The sequence below is a fragment of the Arcticibacter sp. genome, assembly GCF_053551015.1.
Window position 1 is genome coordinate 272427 of record NZ_JBMQOB010000007.1, and the last position, 21940, is coordinate 294366.

At 44.8% G+C, this 21940-nt stretch carries 20 protein-coding genes, 1 tRNA gene and 1 pseudogene; 10 read left to right on the forward strand and 12 right to left on the reverse strand.

The annotated features are described in order from the left end of the window. Positions 1–8: 8 nt before the first annotated feature. Complete coding sequence (locus ACO1NU_RS03985) at positions 9–845, reverse strand: PstS family phosphate ABC transporter substrate-binding protein (protein WP_448817169.1); 837 nt, start codon at positions 843–845, stop codon at positions 9–11. A gap of 120 nt (positions 846–965) precedes the next feature. Here ACO1NU_RS03985 and ACO1NU_RS03990 point away from each other — a divergent pair, with 120 nt between their 5' ends. The 5 genes from ACO1NU_RS03990 (at position 966) to ACO1NU_RS04010 (ending at position 5315) form a co-directional block, all read left to right on the forward strand. Then, a complete protein-coding gene (locus ACO1NU_RS03990) occupies positions 966–1664 on the forward strand; it encodes an ABC transporter ATP-binding protein (RefSeq protein ID WP_448817170.1) in 699 nt (232 codons plus the stop codon). After that, entirely contained in the window at positions 1645–2628 is a 984-nt protein-coding gene (locus tag ACO1NU_RS03995; protein ID WP_448817171.1) for an HlyD family secretion protein, read from the forward strand. Before ACO1NU_RS03990 ends, ACO1NU_RS03995 begins: the two co-directional genes overlap by 20 nt. Then, positions 2625–3758, forward strand: a complete 1134-nt coding sequence (locus ACO1NU_RS04000) for an ABC transporter permease (protein ID WP_448817172.1) — start codon at positions 2625–2627, stop codon at positions 3756–3758. Before ACO1NU_RS03995 ends, ACO1NU_RS04000 begins: the two co-directional genes overlap by 4 nt. 11 nt (positions 3759–3769) lie before the next feature. Next, positions 3770–5104 (forward strand): TolC family protein, encoded by a 1335-nt coding sequence (locus ACO1NU_RS04005; protein WP_448817173.1) that lies wholly within the window; start codon positions 3770–3772, stop codon positions 5102–5104. 123 nt (positions 5105–5227) lie between these two features. Continuing rightward, positions 5228–5315: transfer RNA gene (locus ACO1NU_RS04010), tRNA-Ser, on the forward strand. A 542-nt stretch (positions 5316–5857) separates the two neighbouring features. Here ACO1NU_RS04010 and ACO1NU_RS04015 read toward each other — a convergent pair. The 6 genes and pseudogenes from ACO1NU_RS04015 to ACO1NU_RS04040 all read right to left on the reverse strand — a co-directional run bounded on the left by ACO1NU_RS04015 (position 5858) and on the right by ACO1NU_RS04040 (position 10433). Next, a complete protein-coding gene (locus tag ACO1NU_RS04015; protein WP_448817174.1) occupies positions 5858–6814 on the reverse strand; it encodes a nucleotidyl transferase AbiEii/AbiGii toxin family protein in 957 nt (318 codons plus the stop codon). Continuing rightward, positions 6804–7400, reverse strand: a complete 597-nt coding sequence (locus tag ACO1NU_RS04020) for a DUF6088 family protein (RefSeq protein WP_448817175.1) — start codon at positions 7398–7400, stop codon at positions 6804–6806. The genes ACO1NU_RS04015 and ACO1NU_RS04020 overlap by 11 nt, the downstream gene beginning before the upstream one ends. Positions 7401–7945: 545 nt before the next feature. Continuing rightward, a pseudogene (locus tag ACO1NU_RS04025) lies at positions 7946–8198 on the reverse strand (transposase); the annotation flags it as partial. 128 nt (positions 8199–8326) lie between these two features. After that, positions 8327–8629: a hypothetical protein gene (locus tag ACO1NU_RS04030; protein WP_448817176.1), complete on the reverse strand. Its 303-nt coding sequence runs from the start codon at positions 8627–8629 to the stop codon at positions 8327–8329. A gap of 86 nt (positions 8630–8715) precedes the next feature. Beyond that, positions 8716–9774: a DUF5677 domain-containing protein gene (locus ACO1NU_RS04035; RefSeq protein ID WP_448817177.1), complete on the reverse strand. Its 1059-nt coding sequence runs from the start codon at positions 9772–9774 to the stop codon at positions 8716–8718. A 5-nt stretch (positions 9775–9779) separates the two neighbouring features. Next, a complete protein-coding gene (locus ACO1NU_RS04040) occupies positions 9780–10433 on the reverse strand; it encodes a hypothetical protein (protein WP_448817178.1) in 654 nt (217 codons plus the stop codon). 303 nt (positions 10434–10736) lie between these two features. Between ACO1NU_RS04040 and ACO1NU_RS04045 the strand changes: the two genes are divergently transcribed. From ACO1NU_RS04045 to ACO1NU_RS04060, 4 genes are all read left to right on the forward strand, one after another. Continuing rightward, positions 10737–11069 (forward strand): hypothetical protein, encoded by a 333-nt coding sequence (locus tag ACO1NU_RS04045; protein ID WP_448817179.1) that lies wholly within the window; start codon positions 10737–10739, stop codon positions 11067–11069. Between the two features lies 1 nt (position 11070). Beyond that, complete coding sequence (locus tag ACO1NU_RS04050) at positions 11071–11895, forward strand: HipA family kinase (RefSeq protein WP_448817180.1); 825 nt, start codon at positions 11071–11073, stop codon at positions 11893–11895. Further along, positions 11892–12770 carry a hypothetical protein gene (locus ACO1NU_RS04055; RefSeq protein ID WP_448817181.1) on the forward strand — a complete coding sequence of 293 codons (879 nt, stop codon included), beginning with the start codon at positions 11892–11894 and terminating at the stop codon, positions 12768–12770. The genes ACO1NU_RS04050 and ACO1NU_RS04055 overlap by 4 nt, the downstream gene beginning before the upstream one ends. A gap of 1082 nt (positions 12771–13852) precedes the next feature. Beyond that, positions 13853–14308 carry an SRPBCC domain-containing protein gene (locus ACO1NU_RS04060; RefSeq protein WP_448817182.1) on the forward strand — a complete coding sequence of 152 codons (456 nt, stop codon included), beginning with the start codon at positions 13853–13855 and terminating at the stop codon, positions 14306–14308. Between the two features lie 51 nt (positions 14309–14359). Here ACO1NU_RS04060 and ACO1NU_RS04065 read toward each other — a convergent pair whose 3' ends face one another. The 4 genes from ACO1NU_RS04065 to ACO1NU_RS04080 all read right to left on the reverse strand — a co-directional run bounded on the left by ACO1NU_RS04065 (position 14360) and on the right by ACO1NU_RS04080 (position 18945). Then, positions 14360–15529 (reverse strand): winged helix-turn-helix domain-containing protein, encoded by a 1170-nt coding sequence (locus ACO1NU_RS04065; protein ID WP_448817183.1) that lies wholly within the window; start codon positions 15527–15529, stop codon positions 14360–14362. A gap of 25 nt (positions 15530–15554) precedes the next feature. After that, a complete protein-coding gene (locus ACO1NU_RS04070; RefSeq protein ID WP_448817184.1) occupies positions 15555–16787 on the reverse strand; it encodes a glucuronyl esterase domain-containing protein in 1233 nt (410 codons plus the stop codon). A gap of 31 nt (positions 16788–16818) precedes the next feature. Further along, entirely contained in the window at positions 16819–18306 is a 1488-nt protein-coding gene (locus tag ACO1NU_RS04075) for a PAS domain S-box protein (protein ID WP_448817185.1), read from the reverse strand. A gap of 90 nt (positions 18307–18396) precedes the next feature. Beyond that, complete coding sequence (locus ACO1NU_RS04080) at positions 18397–18945, reverse strand: hypothetical protein (RefSeq protein ID WP_448817186.1); 549 nt, start codon at positions 18943–18945, stop codon at positions 18397–18399. A gap of 165 nt (positions 18946–19110) precedes the next feature. Between ACO1NU_RS04080 and ACO1NU_RS04085 the strand changes: the two genes are divergently transcribed. Next, positions 19111–19680, forward strand: a complete 570-nt coding sequence (locus ACO1NU_RS04085) for a biliverdin-producing heme oxygenase (RefSeq protein WP_448817187.1) — start codon at positions 19111–19113, stop codon at positions 19678–19680. Here ACO1NU_RS04085 and ACO1NU_RS04090 read toward each other — a convergent pair. Then, positions 19677–21896 carry an ATP-binding protein gene (locus ACO1NU_RS04090; protein WP_448817188.1) on the reverse strand — a complete coding sequence of 740 codons (2220 nt, stop codon included), beginning with the start codon at positions 21894–21896 and terminating at the stop codon, positions 19677–19679. The two genes, ACO1NU_RS04085 and ACO1NU_RS04090, sit on opposite strands and share 4 nt — an antisense overlap. Positions 21897–21940 lie beyond the last annotated feature (44 nt).

The following is a 21940-nucleotide window of genomic DNA, read 5'->3' on the forward strand; positions in this document are numbered from 1 at the left end:
CTGTATCTTTAATCATTTACGACATAGTAGCCTGATTTCTGAATGATTGCCCGTCCTCTTGCCCCCTTTTCAAAGGCTATAAAGGCAGAGACCTTTTCCCAGGAGCTTTCGGGGATAAACTGATACAGAGGCCTCTGCAGGAAATACCGCCCTTCCTGAATAGCATTCTCATCCATGGGTGAAATAGCCGGTTCGCCTGCCTTCTCATAGATCCTGAGGGCTTTGACGGCCGACTGATCTTCCGTCTGCATCAGGTAGCCGGCGCCTATGTAGCCTATGCCTGTGTCATCACTCTTCACGCTGCCCAGTATCTGAGCGCTGCCGTTCATCTCCTTTGCTTCGGGACTAAAGCGGATATCCAGCTTCTTCTTAATGAAAGAATGCGTGCCTGAATTGCTTTGCCGCCCGTAAAGCGTAACCGGAATGTCCTGCCCCGTTACGGGCTTCCAGCTCTTATAGGTCCCATCGAAAATCTTACCCAATGTGGCTACATCCATAGAATCCAGGGGAAAGTCTTTGTTGACAATGATCGCAGTGGCATCTTCTGCAAATACCACCGTCCGGATCTTTATGCCCTTTTGCCTGAACATCTCTAACTCAGACTTGCTCAATGGCCGCGAAGAGTTGGCAATGTCAGCCTGCCCGTTGATGATGGAAGCAATTCCAAGTCCCGAACCACCTCCTGAAATCGCCAGACTGTAATCATCATCAACTTTGTAGAATGCTTCTGCAAGACTCACCGCAAGGTTCACCTCTGTATCTGAACCCTTAACCTTTATAGCCCGGTTCTCACCGCCACAGGAGGCGAGAATCATCATTATCAGGAACCCGGACAGCTGTTTCATCTCTATAGTTTATTAATCGCTAAATTAGGCCTCGCATGTTAACTCACTGTTAACTTCAGACCAGGGATGAACAATTCGGCGTAATATTTACTTTACACTAATACAATTTACCTAATTTCCATGGAAGTAATTGCCTCGCTGAGAGGAGCAAAAAAAGAGTATAAAACGGGTGATACAACGATTGTAGCGCTTGACAACACCTCAATCGACATCGAGAATAACAGACTGACGCTGATCATGGGTCCATCTGGCTCTGGTAAGACCACCCTGCTCTCGCTGATCGGCTGTGTAATCTATCCGACCAGTGGCGACGTGATCATTCAGGGCACAGACGTAACAAAGCTCCCGGAGAAAAGGCTTGCCCACATCCGCCTGAACAATATAGGCTTTGTTTTTCAGCATTTCAATCTCCTGAATCCTCTCACAGCGCTCGAGAACGTAATGCAGCCGTTGCTCCTCCGGGGAGAGTCGAAGAAACAGGCAAAAGAAAAAGCACTCGCAGCACTTGAGAAGGTCAGCATGCTCGACCGCAAGAACAACCTGCCTAAAAAACTGAGCGGAGGACAAAAGCAACGGGTTGCCATCGCAAGGGCTCTCGTCACCGACGCTGCCATCATTCTCTGTGATGAACCCACAGCTTCCCTCGATGCCAAAAGTGCCTCCCTCGTAATGGAAGACCTGAAGCAACTGGCTGCCGGAGGAAAGGCCGTTGTCGTGGTCACTCACGATCTGCGGCTGAGACCTTTTGCTGACCGGATCATATATGTTGAAGAAGGTAAAGTATCCGATAAACTAAAAGATGAAGAAGCTTATAAATAAGTCTATGCACAGAACCGTATTGGTGATCGCAGGGATCTCCATCCTGGCCTCCTGCGGCGGAAATAAGAAAGAAGAGGAACAACTCGAGAAAGCCCGGCTTGATTCCCTGTCGCGACCAGAGAACGTATCAACGGTCTCGGCAATTGCGAAGGTGGAGCCTGAAGGAGGACTAGTTGAACTTTCTTCCAACGCGAGTGGTAACATTATCGCAATCAAGAAACAGGAAGGAGATACGGTCAAAAGAGGCGACGTGATCCTGTTACTCGACGCAGAAGACGAACAGCTCTCGAGCGAGGTGCTCAGAAAGGAGATCAGCACACAGCAGGCACAGGCTGCAGCAGATCAGGCTAATGTGGACCAATATATAGCCGAACTAAAAGAGAAAGAGCGCGATCTTAGCGTCAGTGAGCGCCTGGTTCAGACCGGTGCCGAAACAAGACAGAACGTAGAGGAAAAAAGAAAAGAGCGCGACGTCATACTGGCCAACCTGCAAAGCGCCAGGAATAAAGCGCGCGCAAGTCGCAGCCAGATCCAGACGATCCGCACACAGCTGAACCAGTCGCAGGTAGCCTCCGGCAATAAGACCATCACAGCCATGCAAGACGGCCTCATCGTGAGTATGGATGCCAAGCTAGGTTCCTCCTTACAGGCCTTTGCGCCTTTTGCCACCCTGGCCCCGCATGGGAAATTGGTGCTGCATGGAGAGATTGATGAGATGTTCGCCAACCGGGTAGCAGTCGGCCAGTCCGTGTCCGTCCGGTATATCGGAGGCAAAAACACAATAGGCGAAGGAAAGGTCATCTTCCTCTCTCCGGTACTATCCGACAAATCGATTCTATATGAAACCACAGCGGAAGCGCAGGACCGCAGGGTACGTGAATTTAAAGTGGAGTTCAAGTCCAATGACCCGCTGCTAATCAACCATAAAGTTGAATGCACCATTCAGGTAAAATCACAACCATGATCGTAACCGCATTTAAATTCATCAAGTTTGACCGCCCCAAGAGCATAGGCATCCTGGTGGGCATCGTTATCAGCATCTTCCTCATCGGCCAGCAGCTGGCCACCCTGCGTTTCCTGACCAGTCTGATGACAGCACTGATAGAAAACTCCAATGGAGAGCCCGGCGATATCTGGGTGATCGATAATGTCACCAAAAATGTCAACGTCCTAAGCCGCATCGACAGCCGCATTGCACAGGAGATCAAAAGCATTGACGGCGTAGCCAGCAGCCAGAGTATCCTCGTCACCAATGCCAGTCTTACACTGCCAAATGGAAAGACAGGAGCAGTCAACCTGGTCGGAAGCGACGGACCTGTATTCGTAGCAGGGCCACACCCCTCCCGCGTTGTCGCAGGGAAACTAAGCGACCTGGTGCAAAGCAGTTCCGTGAGTCTCGAATACTTCAATGCCAAAAGCTTTGGCATTCCTGCAGAGAAAGGGCAAACGTTTGAGTTGAACAAGAAACTTGCAGTAGCGCGGGTCATTACCCGGAATGCCCAGCGTTTTGGTGGCGACAACATGTACACCAGCCTGGATAATGTACGGTATTTCGCTGATCTGCCTCCCGACAAGGTGAACGCCATCGTCGTCAAAGTAAAACCCGGTGCCGATCCTCAGATGGTCATCGACCGCATTAACGCAACATTCTACGGAGTAAAGGCCTGGAACGCAGAAAAGCTAAAGAAGTCGACCTACTCCAAGATCCTTATCTCTTCGAATATGGGCGTAAGCTTCGGCTCGCTAATCGTCTTCGCCACGATCAGCGGCTTCTTTATAATTGGGCTCACCCTATATTCCTCAGCATTAGACAGGCTCGTCGACTACGGAACACTGAAAGCAATTGGCGCTACTAATGGCTATGTCTCCAGGCTGATCCTGACGCAGGCCTTTTTGTTTGCCCTCATCGGCTTCAGTATTGCCTTCGCATTATTGCTTGCCTTCAAGGCTGCAGTATCCAACTCCAGCTTAACGCTCGAATTTGACTGGCCGCTGTCGCTATTGCTTTTCGGATTTACTTTATTTATGTCCGTGGGGGGATCCCTGTTCGCGGTCATTAAAATAAGCCGACTGGAACCCGCTTCCATATTTTAACTCGAAAACAGATGAAAGAAAGAATACTGGTACTTGCAGGTCTGCTGCTTTCAGCTCTTGTTCAGGCACAAACGCCCACTTCCCCGCTGCGCTTGTCCCTGCAGGAAGCGCGTGCCATTGCCCTGAAAAACAATCCTGATCTCCAGATCAAACAACTCGAGGTGAGTATAACAAAGGCCCAGGCAGATCAGGCGCGCTTAAGGCGCGTCCCCCTGATCTACAGCGATTTCAATATGCAGCGCAATCTGATCATTCCGGTAACACCCGTACCGGCAAACGCCTTCAGGCCAGACGCGCCCGAAGGAGAGCTGATCCCGCTCCGTTTTACAACCAAGTGGACCTCCAATACAGGTGTTAACGCCGAACTGAATATCTTCAACCCGCAAAAAAGAACAGAACTGGCAGAAGCCCGCCTGCAAACCCAGATCCGCCAGACCGAGAAAGAAGCAGAAGAAATTGATCTGAGCTATAATCTGGACGAAGCCTATGCAGCAGCAATCATAGCAGCAGAACAGCTGAAACTGGCCGCCGCAGATACGCTGAATAACTACACCGTCTGGAAAATGAGCAGGGAGCAATTCGACGCCGGTCGACTGATGCAAACAGACCTTAACAAGGTGAAGGCGGATCTCAACAACGCAAAGAACAACTTCGAAGAAGCTCAAAAGATCTGGAAGCAAGCACAGGCCGAGCTGATGGTGACAATGGGCTATCCCCCATCTGACGAAGCCGGGCTCGAATTAACAGACGATATCGAAATCCTGTTCAGATCCTATCAGCAAAGTCCCGCACCATCAGCTGAGAGTATCGCCTTAAGGAAGCTCACACAGGAAGCAGACCTGCTAAACACCCAACTCAGCAGTACGAAAGCAGGCTATCTTCCCAGTATCATCCTAAAGGCTTATTACGGGGCCAACTACTTCGATAACAGGTTTGAGATATTCAAAGGAAACAACTGGCACGGAAACAGCTTCATCAACCTCGGTGTCCGTCTGCCGATCACAGAGGGCCTGGAACGATCGAAGAAGCTGGCAGAGATCCGTCTCCAAACCGAATCAAACCGCCTGTCCTATCTCTCTCAGCAAAACAAGAATGAACTGGAAAGATTGCAGGCAACAAGGGATATTGCCATCCTCGAAAAGAAATACCTGAGATCAAAAGAAAACTATGACCTGGCTGCAGATACGTACCGCATTGCACAGCAGCAGTACGAGAATGGCCGCCTCCTTATCGGCGATCTCTCCAAGAGCAACTATGCCTATCAGCTGGAAAAAAACAACTACCTGAACGTCGCTTACGACTATATCATCGCCAAAATGAAGCTGGAAAAAGGCGTCAGAAACTAAAACCCTCCCCTTTACCAGAGGATTTCAAAAATTAATGAACTTATTTTTAGCTGGTTATTTCAGTTTACCAAAAAATCCCAACTTTGAGTTTGCAAATGAAGTGACTATTTGTACTTTTGTCGCGGAGAGTTGGCAGAGTGGTCGATTGCGGCAGTCTTGAAAACTGTTGACTGTAACAGGTCCTGGGGTTCGAATCCCTAACTCTCCGCCAAATCAAATGCTACCCAAAAGGGTGGCATTTTTTGTTTAGGGCGAGCGGAGCGACAAGCATTTGATATGAAGCCTCCCTCCAAGAGATCAATGAAATAATCCCTAACTCTCCGCAAACCATAGGTCAAAAAAAACAAAAAGGCTCAGATCATAAGATTTGAGCCTTTTTGTTTTTAAGATAGCTTAATCCGAAGCATCTAATCTCAAGCTGATCGGGACCTTGCAAGACCTGTTTAGGGCTCGTAGATTTAGGTCTCGAGCATTAATAGCGAGGTATACCGAACAATCTAAAAAACTCACCTTCGGATTTTTGTATGTTTCTACCTGTGGATGGTATGGGTTGGGATCTCTTGGATTTAGTCGACGCTTTCTGGAACATACAACTTCTGATATTCTCTTTTGTATGGGATTGGGCCTGCTTATTTTTACTCTTTGTGCAGGATGGGTAGTGAAGGTTTGGATAGACAAGAAAAACATAGAAGGAAATGTCTTGCAGCATGTACATGATTGAGCCCCTATTTGAAGAGAAGCTGTACGACTATGTTATAATTTTTCGATAACCCCTTTTATCCGGCCTAATACCTCATCAAAATCCGGTTGTCCTCTATAATACAACGCCCTCGTAAGTTCGTATCGTTTTCTAAATTCCGCACGTTGTTGAGGCTGTGAAAGAAAAAACGCCTCATTCTCCGCTATAGGAATCTCAAGATCTTTGTTTGGAAACCTGGTTTCTTTATGTGCGTTATACTCAGCAGTACCTATGAAGTCCAATACCTGCGGATGTTCTAAAAGACAGTATACGTCATAGTATTGCCGCATATAGTTGGGCTTTTGCGTTCCATCTTCCTGTTCCTGGCGAAACTTAGTTGCAATGGTCTGAAGCTTTTCTACAAACGTATAGCCGGGATGATAGCAACTAACATCCATTGCGCGGTTGTCGACAATCTTGATAGATTCTGTTTCACTTGCTTTGTCATATGCCCATGAACTGATTGTTATACTTTGGTTAGGAGTTACCGTGTCAAATCCTGCTTCTAATAGTATGCCTTCTTTTATGCCTTCAATCGCAGAGGTTGTGGTTTCATAATGTAACCGGATGCCTCCGCTACGGTAATTTTCCGGGTCGTCAAAAGCCACGTCCCGCTCAACGGAAACAATACCATCTATTTTAATGGTTTTAGCCAGCCAGTCATAAAATTCTTTGCGGGCCTTAACATTATTCGGCTTGTTGTTTTTAGGATTCTCATTGATTCCGAAGCCCTTTGGAGGAGTGATATGAATATCAATATCTTCAGAAAAACGATGTATTACCTTGAATCCTTTAGACAGCGAGGTCCCGCCCTTTAGTTCAAAGCTAAATCCTTGGCCTTTCAGGCCGTACAAAACATGCATCAGCCAGTAATCTTTTTCAATTAACGTCGCCAGGATACCTGACTCATCCTCGAGTATGCGCAATAGCTCAGGGAAGTCTCTTCGATCATGCAAATAACTAAGAGACATCCTGTTTGGCTGGGGACTCTAATAATGGAGTTAATATTTTCTTTGCCTTGGCATTTCCATATTGAGACACATAGCGTTTCAACTTTTTGGTGTCCATTGTACGGACCTTTAAAGCTATGTTTTGTAATACTTCTGTCGGATCTTCGGCAAGAGTTTCAAGGTTATTTACCAGGTCAACCAACAGGAATTCTTTGGTTACTTTACTCGGAAAGTGTGGCTTCATGCGAAAGGAGAACTTCCTGTTCCCTAGTTTGAATTCACCGTGCCGTTTATGGTTGTATACGGTTCTTTCATTATACAGCTGAGTAGTACCAACCCCTAAACTATTATAAGAGCTTGGCGAAGTAAGCAGAAACCTATCATCTTTAAGAAAGCTTCGTATTAACACCTCTTCCTCCGGTGGAGTTTTACCAAAGGCACTTAATTTCGGGTAATAGTATAAGCCCTGAGAAAGTTTTTGAAGTGTATCTTCCTCAACAAGAGCATCAAGATGCCGATCAACTGATTTAGACCACTTGGCTAAATCATCCCGCCGATACACCTGGCCTCTTTTAAGATGCTTTTTTAATTCCTCAAGCCTGTTCATACTTTCCCTAACACAAAAATAGTGTTAATATTTTACAAAGTGTAAATATTTTTATTTAAAATTCATGCAAATTTTTGGTATATCTATCTCATAGTAAGATGATAAAGTAGTTGATGTTATAATTGCACAAACTGCTCAAGAGATATAATACATACCTCTTTCAAAAACTCCTACACCATTCCTTTGTTAAGCCGCTCTCCTCCTAAGTGCATGAGCCTGTCAAGAGAACATGGAATAAATCGGACTGACGAAGGAAGGAGACTTTATGCCGTGAAAGCTCTTGACTGGTGAAATAAACGTGAGACCTTCGCTTCTCAAAGAATGAGATAATTGAATAAGCGTATAACTTACGGAAACCATAGACCGGATGCTTGGCAGATAGCTCATCCGGGGCCTTAATTACAGCACTGTCCTTTTTGCTGGTATAATACTATTGAGAGCGGCACATGCCCGTTAGCATGCAGGCTCCGGTGATACTTAAACCGTGATCCTGGATAATCTCCTGGGTTAACTGTTTTTGTTCCCGGAGCCCCAGCCTTTTTTTGTGATGACTTCTTTGAGAATTTCGTGGTTCAGGCTCAGGTCGGCAAACATCTTTCTCAAGCGGGCATTTTCTTCTTCAAGCTCTTTTAGCCGTTTAACGTCCGGGGCTTCCATGCCTCCGTAACGACTTTTCCAATTGTAAAAAGTCGCTTTGCTGATCTCTAGTTCTCTGCAGATGTCTTCTGTCTTTCTGCCTTCTTCTCCCTCTTTGAGGGCTCTTACAATCTGTGTCTCGGTAAACCGTGTCTTTTTCATTCCCTATTTAAAACTAAGCATTTCTGTCCAGTTCTAAACCGTTGGATTTTTAGGGACACTTACACTTCATGTATTGTGATATAAAATAAATGGATGTTCATTTTAATACAAATTGGTCTTTTATAGAGCTATTTAAATACATTTAATGCCTCAGGTTTAAACTGACCCTTATTTACTAAGTTTTCAATAATTGGTAGAAATTTTTGCAATCCGGTTAGCTTAATACCAGCCGGCACCATTCCAGAATTCAAATAAAATAAAAAATCTCCAACATGGTCCCGATAATAGCCTAGTCCTTCATCATATTCATTTCGTTTAAGTCGCATGTAACGCGCATCCAAATGTTGAACCTCTTTTGTAACTTCGACTATCAGTGTAAGAAAATCAGCATCTTGGTATTTCAAAATGAAATCATTTATATCATACTTCATATAATTGCTTTAGTTATTACGAAAATACCGAAAAGGCTTTAACAAAAAACAGAAAAAGACACTTCCCCCCGCCTAATCGTATTTAATTAATCCACTTTTTGGGGGAAAGTCCGTTTTAATCGTTCAATGATTTTCCTTAACAGTAAGACATTGGTATCATATTCTCCATCAGACGAGTATCGATATAGAAAATAATCCAAAAACGAATAAAAAATTACCAATGTAAGTTGCGCTGGATCAATGTAAGAGTGCAGATCCAGTTTTTGCCGTGTAATGTCACCAATAATAAGCTTGCCCTCCTTGTCGAAATAGTCGGTCATCGAATTATAGGTCGGATGGACAACGCCGCCAGCCCATATGTAAAAAGGTCTATAGCGGCTCATTCCGGCATTCAATTCAATATCAAAAAAGTTAACCCGCTTTTTATCATCACCAAATATGAGTTTTGCCCATACATATTCTCCCAAAAAATCATTCCCATATTTCTCCTTTAATTCCGCTGATCGTAATTCAATATCCTGAATAGCTGAATCCGTTAGCGGTGGAAACTTTAGCTCTTCAAAGTGCTTGATGAAGCTATTTTTTTGCTTATCAACATTCTTTTGCCCATGGTCAGCATACCGTTGGTACAATTCTTCAGAATCATGCCGCATTAAAAAAACACCAACCACGGCATATTCGTAAAAAACCCTCCATAAAGATAGTGCCGCCTTTGTTGAACCATTGGTTAGTACAACGCCTATTTCATCTGCCATCCTGCACACATTTCCAAGCATACAAAATAAAATGATTTCCTTTATGTCGGCAGTTGTACCAGTCGTTTCTTCTTCAATCCGGCCAAAGATTTTATTAGCAGCGTGAACAAAAATGAAATAATACCGGAAGAAATCTGGAAACTCTTTTACTATTGTCTGCTGGTTTTTCGCTGTTCCTTTTAGCCATGTATGTATATAATCCTGATCGATCTGGTTAAGTATAAAATCAGACAATGTATCATCAATCATCTCGAATATATCCTTGTTTTGTTCGCTAAGCAGCTTCCGGAATTCCTCCTCGCTTAGACCCACCGCGAGTCTAGAGGATTCAAGTGTACCATTGGTAATATCACCTAGCTTATCTATGACCAGGTTATTATATTTTATCATGCCTGCTAGAGTGACTTTTTTAAAAGGTTAATATGCGCATTCGTTTCCTTAAAAAGGTCGCTTATCGAATTTTCAAATATCTTCAAGGCATCCTTGCAGAAATTCTGGTCAATCCAAATCCTGTTACTTATGACTTCAATTCCTCGATATTTTCTTGACACCTCGAGGATTGCATTAACCCGATCAGGGTATTTATGGTCAAGCGCCCCGTTTTGATGAACGAATGCATTCCTAACCTGATAAAGTTTGATCAACTCATCCCACCATTTTGATTTGATTTTTAAATCAAAATTCTGTTCCAGAGAAATTTTGACCTTTTCATAATAACTCTTCTTATTAATCTTTCTGTTCAACGCTTCACTAGCCAATAATAAATCCAGATGCCCAATGTATTGATTAACCAAGTCTTCGGCAATCTGCATTAACATCGAGATATATGAACAACTGAAATAAAAATTATGGTTTACACTCCAAAAGTAGTTGTCAGCTTCCATTGAATAGATTTTAGCATCATCTGACAGAAAAGCAGCCTTGTCAACCAGAGCAATTGAATCCAGGAGATATTTATTTAAATAACCACATTCATAACCGAACTCATGGGCCATCATGCTGATATCCTGTTTAAAATCTAGCGCTGCTCTTTTGCTCCTTAATATCATATCTTTACAATTATCCACCGCAAGATAATTATTAAAAAATGGAGTCGGTTATCAGCGATTCCTTAAGTATTTACCAGGGCGGCTACAAAAATCAGAAGTGCTTTATGATATGTCCAAGTACAGTTGCAGGATATAAGGATCTATTTCCGAATGGGACAAAATCAAAGTCGGATTTCGTCAAAGACATTCCATCCGATATCTTAATCTGTGTTCTTATTGCATTGAACCACGAATTAAATTCGCATGAAGAGCGGTTTGAACATGGCCAGGTTATGGTCGCGCTTGTTGGTGAATTTGCATTGAATGATAAAATTGCCTGATTATACGGTGCATTTTGAAGAAATTAAAGCAATGTTCGGGCAACAGCCTCAATCTTTTAATCAGGAAGTGCAAACCGAGCTTATCGATAATTTAGTTTCAAGACTGGCGCATAAATTACCAGAGAGAACGAAAACGGTTACCCGTCATCACTTTGATAGTAGCAAAATCCCTTTTTACCGGGGTTATTATTCTGATCCTTACTATCGCTGCTGCTGTTGGAACTGCTTTTACTTTTTGATTAAAATAGCTTTTTGTCTGCAATCCTTGATTTATTCAAAAGCCTTCTGCATTTTAGCATCTGGGTTAGTCTATTAGGTTGAAAAAAGTTGTACCAATTAGGTTTGATGGTTATATGCAGTCTGGAGGCTCCACAAAGCCTTGGAGAATTGTTGCTATTCCGGCTGACGTAGATGTTCCCGACGAGGTACCCTACGTAGCAAAAGTGTTTTCAGATAAAAATATTCAACAGGGAAATAGCATAGGAAAAGAATTTATTTGTAATTTCTTATCAGGAGAATTCGATTTGGCTGTACCTGAAGCCTGTATCATTAACCTTTACGATCCAGATTTTTATAGCACTCTAGGAGTAGCAGAACGAGATGTTCTTGCAGGAAAATTTAAGGGAGTTACTTACTGCAGTGAACTTTCAAATGGAATTTTGGTAAACGAACAGTTGAAGGGCTCTTTTAATATACATGATTGCGCCACTCTATTTGCCTTTGATTGCTTAGTGTTGAATGTAGACCGGGGTGGTTTTCGAGATAAACCTAATTTGCTGGCTGATGATGATGGTTTTATATTAATAGACCACGAATTGACGTTGAATATAATAGATGACGAAGATGGAAAAGCTTTCACGAAATTAATAGAGAATTTCCATCAAAATAACTGGCCGGGAAATTACAAAAAACACCTTTTTTTTAATCTTTTAAAGTCATATAAAGGTACGAAGAAGACGTTGTTCGACACCTTTGAAGAGGGATTGAAAGTTTTGAATATAGATAAAGTAAAATGGCATTTAGAGGAGTTGCAAAAGGAAGGAATAGCTATTGGTGCAAGTGATATATTAATTAGCTATCTTCGGCATCTCAAACAAAATTCCAATAAGTTTCGTAATATACTATTAGGGCTAATTTCATGAGCAAAGGAATATTTACATATGCACTTCTTCAATACCATCATTCGCAACTTCTAGGTGAAGTATTGAATGTTGGCCTAATTGCATATTTTCCACTACAAAAGAGATTAGAATTTATCTATCCGGGAAAGCTAATCAGGTTAAGATTTGCTTATCCCCATGTACCCGAGAAAACAATTAAGGCTTACTTCAAATACTTCAATAAACGAGTAGAAGAGCTTAATACAAATCCGGAAATATTTTCTGATTATGATTTAGGCACATCTCTGAAAGTATTTTTGGAAAGAGAATTTTTGCCATCAGACTCCTCATCTTTACAGTTTGGAAATTTTAGAACTTCGGTATTATATACCTTGGATTTAGACCATATAACAAACCAGCTTTATAACCTGTATTTTTCTGTGTTTCAATCTCAGGAAAATGTGGCAAAACGTATTGATGAATCAAGCCTTCTTAATAAATATAAAAAGTTGATAAAGGAATTTGCTCATCAGTCAGCTGCTATTAAGGAAACAAATCGATTCCATTTCGACTACTCTATTGAACCCAACTCTTCGTCGAAGATCAAATTTGATGTAGCGTGGAAAGATGAGGATGAATTGCACTTAGTAAAGCCTGTTAGCTTCGATCTATCCAGGCCCGAGATAATAACAAGAAAAGCCTATCAATACTACGGGCAATATTTAGATTTGGAAGACATAGCCAAGGAAAAAGACTATCTATTCGACGTTATTATAGCTAAACCCAGATCAAGAAGTCTCTTCAAGACATATGAAAATGCTATTCGATTGTTGGAAAAACCGAAACGAGTAAACCTGATTGATCAGAACGAATTGTCTTCATACTCAAAGGCAACTGCCGAATCTGCTTTACTTTAATTTAAGTTCATTGCACTATTATCTGCTTAGTAAACTTCTCACTAGCCCTACAAGATTTCTAACTACCGGGTCGTATGTTCCTTTGAAATGACCGCAACGCTTCATGATTGCTTTACCGTCCTCATTATCAAAGAATCGCCACCCTGCTTCTTCAACCAGTTGATTTATTTTAATTCTTGCATGAGCTTCATTCTTCTTTGCACATTCTTGTATATAAATCTAGGTTGTCAACAACACTATCTTCTTTTGCCAATTGCAAAAGATGCATCAGGAGCAATATAATTTCAGCCTTTAAAAAATCTGTTAAATAGTGATCCCTTTTCTGACAGCCAATTTAGGGATTCATTGGCAAATTTCAATGCAATGGAATAAAGCGCGCATTTATGAAATGGGCTACTAAGATCAGGTGTGCGTAGGGATGACTGCTTTTCCCTTAAATTTATTCATGCAGATGGGTATTTATATAGCATATGATAATGGTTAGAATAAGGCTTGACAGGCTTGCCATGTTACAAATATGTTACAGCCCAATTTCCACCTCTCCAAAAAACTCCTTAAATTCGCCCTCAGTTGAACGGAAATGAAGATTTTCGCCTCCAACGCTCGAAACTCTCCAAATGCCTCATAATCTTTTGGCCCCTAATTGAAACCCAGGCGGGTGAACTAAAGATTAGTAGTTCAGCAGACAGATATTGTTTATTATATAAAAGCAGCTAGCTAAAATAGCTAATGATAAGTACCTTATCATTAGCTATTTTTCGGTATGACATCCGCAGCTATGTCAGAAAAAATTGAGTGGTGAGTAAAGAATTAGACCCTCTAAAATATTGAATAAAAGCGTGGACTCAAAGAGTACAATGCCCCTTACTCTCCGCACAATGATACTGGATAGAATCTGAAAAGAGCTGTCGCGTTGCGTAAGGCATCCCCCTCAACATCACTGAAAACAATCCCTCCGTCTCTGCCCCTGCTTATAACCTAAAATCTCCTTTAACCCCCGCCTATCAGCATAAAAAACCAGCAAATACGTAAATTTAAAGAAGTGACCCGCACGACTATAGCAATAACAAACCCATTGAAGCATGAACACAAAACTTACCGCCAAAGCCTACATACAAATCCAAAAATCCCCTGAAACAGTTTTCGAGTCAATCATCAACCCCAGTGAAATGCAGAACTATTTTGCTTCTGGCTCCGATACCCTAACCAGCGGCCAGACCGTCGAATGGTGGTTTCCTGAATTCCCGGACCACTTTCCGGTCAGCGTCAAAGATGTCGTTCCCTGGTCACACATTTCGTTTGACTGGAGCGGAGGCAAAGAAGGTATGCTGGTAGAGATCAACCTGGAGGCCCGTGAAGATGGATCAACGGTTGTACGCATAGAAGAGCATGAGATGGATTTCAGCCCCGAAGGCGTACATGAGGCACTGCAACAGACGGGTGGCTGGGCTAACTTCCTCGCCTGTCTCAAGGCCTGGCTCGAATATGGCGTTCAACTCCGGAAAGGTGCTTTCGATTTTCTGAAACCTTCTCCCTGAAGAAAGATAGATCTTCATGCATCTACCAGGCTGGCTTCAGAAAAATAAGCTTTATAGAACGATGACTCCCTCTGACAGGCCCAGCCAGGAAGCCATCACGCTTAGCTCGTCCATCAGGCACATGAAAGTATGTTCAGGCGCATCACGCTCTGTATGGATCCCCAGGACCAGTAGCGTATTATTCCGACGATCTGCTTTAAGGTCCACCCGGGCTACAAGCATACCATCGAGCAGAAAGGGCAAGACATAGTATCCGTATTCCCTCCGGTGTACGGGAGTGTAGATCTCCAGCCTGTAGCGAAAGCCAAACAGCCGTTCTGTACGTGGCCGGTGCCAGACTAATGGATCGAAAGGCGACAGCAGGCTTGCCCCTCTAAGCTTCCGGCCTGCACGTGCGTCCTTGTATAGATACGCTTGCTGCTTCCAGCCCTCTACCCGCACCGAACTGATTGTCCCTTCCTCAAGCAACTCCTGCAGTGCAGTACTGATATTTGCCCCCGGCAGTCTGTAATAATCCCGCAGGTCGTCAGCCGTGGCAATGCCCAGCGATTTTGCCGCCAGTGCCAACAGCATGCGCTTTGCGGCAACTTCATCAGGCGTAGGTAGCTGAAGAACCGACTGAGGAAGCACCCGCTCCGGTAGGTCATAAACGCGTTCAAAGCTCCCGCGACGGTGAGTAGCTGCGACCTTCCCAGACCAGAACAGCCACTCTAAAGCATGCTTCACGTCACTCCAGATCCACATGCCTTTGGATGCTTTCTTCCCTGTCAGGTCGGATGCTGCTAAAGGGCCCTCCATCCGGATGCGGTTCAGCAATCCATCTGCTTCATGACGCCTTTCGCCAGCATAAGGTACCAGTTGCTTCCAGATCCCCCTTCCTTGCTCCGCCTCTGCCATTCGCCAACGTAAAAGCGGATGACAATCAATGGGCAATATCGAGGCCTCATGTCCCCAGTACTCAAAATAACGGCGCGGCTTCTTCAATAACAGTGCATCAAGTACCTCAGAGTCATAGCCGCCAAGGCGGGAAAAGATGGGCATATAATGAGCGCGGACAAGCACGTTTACGCTGTCGATCTGAAGCAGCCCCAACTGTTCAATGACTTTCCGCATCTGGCGGGGAGTAAGCTCGCCCTGGCGCGACAAGCTATTGAATCCCTGTGCTGTCAGCGCAATCCTTCTCGCTTCCGATCCCGATAGATCCGCTCCTGTCCTGCTCATGTGAACTGCCATCAATGAACCTACCTTATTTCAGTACTGGCACACTCCAGTCCACCCATTCTCCCCTGTTCAGCGCAAGATTCGCGTCCGACTTCATCACCCGTGTGTCTTCCTTGCTCCCACCGATCAGAAATTTTCGGACGTACGCCTTTAATTCCGGAAGTTGAGAATCAGGCATAGCACAGTGATTATGGCCCCCGATCTGAGAAAATCCCATTTTATCGGGCACCCCTAGCGCCTGCCAAACCTGATGTGCAGCATGGGCAGTAATGAATGCACTCACCGGACTCAGCCAGTCTACAGACGTATTCTCAATAAAAAGAAGGGCGCGCGGTGCGCAAAGGGCAGCGATCATATGCTGGTCGAAAGGCAATTTGTCAGAGGCCTGGCCAAACTGCCTGAAGTTCTCCCTGAACCAAACATTTTCTCCTACAATTTGCGAGAGAGTCTGTACGTTTTTCCCCGCTACCTTCTGCGCATCAGAGATACGCCAGCTGGCCGCCCCGCCAGCTCCCGGCTCCTGTGGGATCGTGAGTTGGATGCGTTCATCGAAAGCTCCTGCAATCAAGGCGCCCTTTCCGTTCCGGGAACAGCCTGTTACGCCCAACCTGCCTGCATCAATCCCGGCTTCCGGTGTTTTCTCCAGCGCATCGATCAACCTGCTCAATCCCCAGGCCCAGGCCATAGTGGCCGAGGCAGAATGATCAGCGCCATACATCTCATAGAACAAGCCCTTGCCGCGCGAACCTGCATTCATCTGTTCGGCAACCTTACTATTGGGAAAGCTGATCACAGCAACACCCATGTTCAGCAGCTCTGCATTATTGAGATTGGATGCACCCATTCCGATGATGGCGGGGAAAGGTTTCTTGCCTGTCTTCGGATAGCTTACAGTACAAACGAAGGAGATGGTCTTACCTTTATCTGTTACGCTGACGGTGATTTTATCTTCAGCAAAACTGCCGCTGGTAGCTGAAGCTGGAGTAAGCGGCTTGTAGCCGTACTGAAACTCCTGCGCCAGGCGGGCAATCTCTTCCCTCCGGCAGGTCCAGTCCTTCTTTTTCTTCATCCTGGAGCCGTTCATAAACAGAAATGGATCCGGGAGCTTCGCAATGGCTGGCAGTGAGGCAAACGAGGGCATGGCAGCCACTTCACATTTTGTTGGCGGCACCGGCAGGTCCGTACGATCTGCAGGGGACATTGCCGCAGCTGTTACCAGCGCAGCGAGGCTGGTAACTGAGATAAGGGCTTTTAGCATAAATTGGTTATAATTGGTTAGTTTTAACTCCTTAGTCCTGAGCTGTTTCCCGCGGCACAGTAAACCAAAAGGTACTACCCTCGCCTGGTACACTCTCCGCCCAGATCTTTCCCCCGTGCCTGGTCACGATCTCGTGGCACAGGTACAAGCCAATTCCGAGTCCCGAAACGTTCGCATTCCCCTCGTTCACACGGTAAAATCTCGAAAATATGTTCGTCAGCTTCTCGGGGGCTATGCCTACACCATAATCTTTCACGCCCACTTTTATCTCGTCGCTCTCCTCGTTTAAGAAAATCTCAATCGCGTCACTACCCGGAGAATAGCGGATGGCATTCGTCATCAGATTAATAATCACCTGTTCGATCCGGTGTGCATCCCCGGTAAGCAAGCAGGAAGAAACTGCTGGTTGGAACGTGATATGATAGCTGTTATTCGCATGAGAAATCAGATCAACCGCATCTTCTATTATCTCACAAATATCAAACTCTTCTGTAGCGAAACTTAGCTTCCCAGCTTCTATTTTGGAAATATCCAGCAGATCTTCCACAAGAGAGCTTAACTTCTTTACTTGCTGCTGGGTCTTTTCCAGGAACGACTTGTTCTTGTCATCCGTCATGCGCATAGCAAGTATCTGCAGGTAGCCATTTATGCTGGTCAGCGGTGTCTTCAGCTCGTGACTGGCTAATCCGATAAACTCGTCCTTCTTGGCATTCAACACCTTCAGCTGATCATATATTTTCTTTTGCTCTGAAATATCGCGGGCTATTTTGGAGGCACCAATGATCTTGCCGCTGCTGCTCATGATCGGAGAAATACTGACCGAAATAGGGATCATCTTCCCGTCTTTGGTCATCCTTATCGTTTCGAAATGGTTTAGTTTATTTCCTCTGCGGATGTTATCGATAATAACGTCCTCCTCACTTAAACGGTCAGGGGGAATAATGAGGGAGATATGTTTTCCCAAAGCCTCTTGCTCGGAATGACCGAAGAGTCTGTGTGCGGATGGATTCCAGCTCGTAATGATCCCCTCGAGGGTCTTACTGATGATCGCATCGTCAGATGTGGTAACGATAGCCGACAATACAGCCTGTTTCTCATCTGCTTTTTGTCGCTCGGTAATATCACGGGCGATCTTGGAAGCACCAATGATCGCACCACTGCTGTTCCTGATCGGCGACACCGTAAGCGATATCGGAATCCGACTGCCGTCCTTGGCCCGTCTGACCGTTTCAAAATGGTCAACTTTCTCCCCTTTTTTAACCTGCCCGATGATGAAGGCTTCTTCGTCGAACCGTTCAGGAGGTATGATTAGTGTGATATGTTGCCCTATAGCTTCAGAAGCGGAATACCCGAACATCTTCTCAGCTGCAGGATTCCAACTGGTTATTATCCCGTCAAGTGTCTTGCTGATAATAGTATCATCCGTAGATGCAATAATAGCAGCAAGGATCGCCTGCTTTTCATCCTGAGGATTCAAAACCGGCGCATTAGTTTGCGTTAATTCAGCATCGTTGTCCATTAATCAAAATTAACCAAAAATCGACCTAAATGTTGTCGGTTTGACATTTTAATATATAATTAGAAAGGGAATATTTACGCGCTCTTAAGCCTACGACTCTTTCAGAAAATCCAACATCATCCTGACCAGGTCAGGATCCGCGTTTCCCTCCAGCGTGATCGTGGTGTCGCCAAAAATATCCCTTGACTCTTTGATCGTGTAAATCCTCTCGCCTCTGGACCCTGTGAAGGTCTTGATCTCATTACCGAAGATATCCTTCGACACCTTCAGCTCAGCCAACGTGCGGCCTCCTTCATATACCGTTATAATCCTGTTTCCGCGGAAGTCTTTAGAGTTCTTTAAAGACCTGATCTCTCTTCCATGCTTGTCCCTGACTTCCTTTATGTTATTGCCGAAGATATCGGTAGACCTCTTAACCGAATAGATGACCGCTCCGTCCGCGCCCAAAAAGCTCAGGATCTTATTGTCGAAGAAATCTTTAGACTGCTTGATCCCTCCGAGCTCCCTGCCCTCTCCATTGCGGATGGTGGTGATCGTATCTCCAAAAATATTAGTTCGTTTAGAGATCTGGATCGTCTGTGCATTTAGGATCGTGGTTCCCGTAAAAAGAATAAATAAGGCGATTATGCTGGCTCTCATAGCGGAAAGGTTTAGGTGAATATAATAAAGACAGCTTTTTCAACGTCTGGTTTAATGTACGGAATGATTTTCAGTGTCTGAACGTCGCGCTGCCGCCAGGATAGCTTGCTTTGACTCGCACTGATCAGACCGGTTTATTGAACAATTTTTATCTTTGTATGAAGTATGCTATCTGAAACGCTGAAGGAAGAAACAAAAGACCTGCATGTGGCCCTCGAAAAAGTGATGGTTCCCATGATCAAAAATATCCGTGGAAACCAAGACTATGTTAAAGTGCTTGAATTATTTTACAGCTACTTTGGTGCCCTGGAAAGAAAGATAAGTAAAGTTGAACCACTTGAGCTTCCTGACTATCATCAGAGAAGGAAGAAAGAAGCTATTGCCGAAGATATCGTCTCCCTTGGCGGCACCGTCCCCGAATTAGCTCCCGACCAGCATCTGCCTGAATTAGCCAACCAGCTTCAGGTGTGGGGAGCGCTCTACGTGATGGAAGGCTCCACACTCGGAGGCATACATATCAGCAAAATGATCGCAAAGCTCCTCAACCTGAAGAGCGGCACTTCCCTGGCCTTCTTTGACGGGTATGGCGATCAGACCAACAGCATGTGGAATTCCTTCCGGGCGGCCCTGGATGAACAGGTCGCTACACCCGAAGAGAAAGCCGTAGTGATCCAATCCGCTAACGAGACGTTCCTGGAATTCAAACGATGGATCGAACTCAAGCAGGCTGCCTAACGCTGAAAGGCCAGATAGAACGTAGACCCTTTTCCCAGCTCACTGTCTACCCAGACCTTGCCCTGGTGCTTTTCTACAATCCGTTTGACAATGGCCAGTCCAACGCCTGTACCTTCGATATCCTGGACATTATCCATTCGCTTGAACAGGTCGAAAACCGAAGGAAGCTGCCTGATATCTATGCCGATCCCGTTATCCGTGATGCTGTAAACGATTTCCGATTCCGTTATCGTGCCCTGAACACTTACGCGTGCCGGATTAGACTGGCTTGAATACTTGATGGCATTGCTCAGCAGGTTGGAGAACACCTGCGACATCATTACCGGATCTCCATGCAATACCGGAGTATCCCCGAGCGTGAACTCCAGGTCGAACGTGCCATAAACCAGCCGGAGATCTCTGACGAGTTCGTCTACCATCTCACGAACATCTATGGGCACTTTGGTAAGCGAGGTCTTGCCTATCCTGGAATACTCCAGCACCTCCCGGATCATCTGGTCCATCCGGTCTGAAGAGGCAACGATACGACCCAGAATGCCCAGTGACTGAGCAGACATATTCTTATCACGCATCAGCAGTTGCGAGTAACTCTTGATCGTCGTAAGTGGGTTCTTAAGATCGTGAGATATGGTGAAGCTAAACGTATCCAGCTCTTCGTAGGCTTGCTTTAACTTTTCATTCAGAACCCTTATCTGGCTTGCTTTCTGATTGATAGCATAGGTTATCTCTCCTTTTAGTCTCAGTATGGACTTCACCTCCGCATTGGTCCAGAGCTTGGAAGTTCCAATAACTGTTTCCGACCAGGTCTCAAACGACTTCCGCGGTGAAATCTTTAATATTCCGTCTTCAACATCTACCTCTGCAGGTTTCTCTGGATTCCCTGCCCACTGGATGGTCTGCATTTGTTCAGGCTTGAACCAAATCACATATTCACCCAGTTCTTTAGATATCGTACAAACGAACATACCACTGGCTATTGCCTTATATGCTGCTGCCTCCGGATGTATTGACGACAAATTTTGCGTATAATAGATCGGCTCACTGATCGTCTCGCCTATCCAGGAGATCAGGCTTATCAACTGTTCGTCGTCAGGTGTCACACCCAGCCTGACGGTGGAATTTTCATACACCAGAACAGCTCCGCTTACGTCTGCAACATCCATGAGTGTAATACTCTGACTGGTCAGTGCATCTTCAATGCGGATGCTTTGCAGCATGGATTTAGATAACTGACTGACAGCGGCTTTATACTTGTCATATATACTTTGATTTTCTTCATCCTGCCTGAACTCAAGAGCTGATGACAGGATCTGGCCGATCAGCTTAGCAGACTCCCGTGATTTATAATTAATAAAACGCGGCGTATAATTATGACAGGCAATCAGTCCCCAAAGCTCCTTGTGATAGATCAGGGAGATGCTGAAGCTGGAGTGTACCCCCATGTTCTTGAGGTACTGTATATGGATGGGCGATACCGCTCTGAGCTGCGACGGACTTAAATCCAGCCGCCGTTCTGCATCGGCTTCCTCTGCGAGAATCCGCGATGGCTCGGTATGCACATTAGCTATAAGTCTGGTTAAATTAACCTTATATAACTCCCTTGCTTGCTGAGGAATATCGGATGCCGGATAGTGAAGGCCCAGCCAGGGTTCCAGATCGTCGTTCTTTGCTTCAGCAACAACTTCTCCATGGCCATCCTCTGCAAACTTGTAGATCATCACACGATCATAGCTGATGATGCTCTTGATCTGAAGTGCGGTATTATTGAGTAAGTTCTGGAGGTTCTTATCCGCGAGCATCTCCGAAATAGAACGCCCCACCATCTTCTGAATATCCAGATTCAAATCAGAAAGCGACGGTTCAAATTCCAGCAAAAAGAAATCCGCCGACTGGGAAATGATTAAATGGAAGGCCTGTCCCTGAATGTCCGTCTGAAATGGATTGGTTTGATCAAACCCATTCGTCTTTCCAAAGACAATCAGCTGATTGATGAAGTTGGGAGGCTCGTTCTTCCCTATTATGGGTTCAATCTCGCTGATCGGCTTACCCATAATATCAATAGCCGGTAGATTCAGATAAGTGTGTATGTTTTCACTGTAAAAGCGAATTCTAAGTTCCTGATCAATTGCGATCAGGAATCCGTGCGACTGTATCTGACCAGGTATATGGATGGGTTCAATGTTACAGTTATTCAGATCAACCAGGATGTTACTCATTTAAATAGATGTGTGTCGAGCTAACAATAATAAGTAATATCATA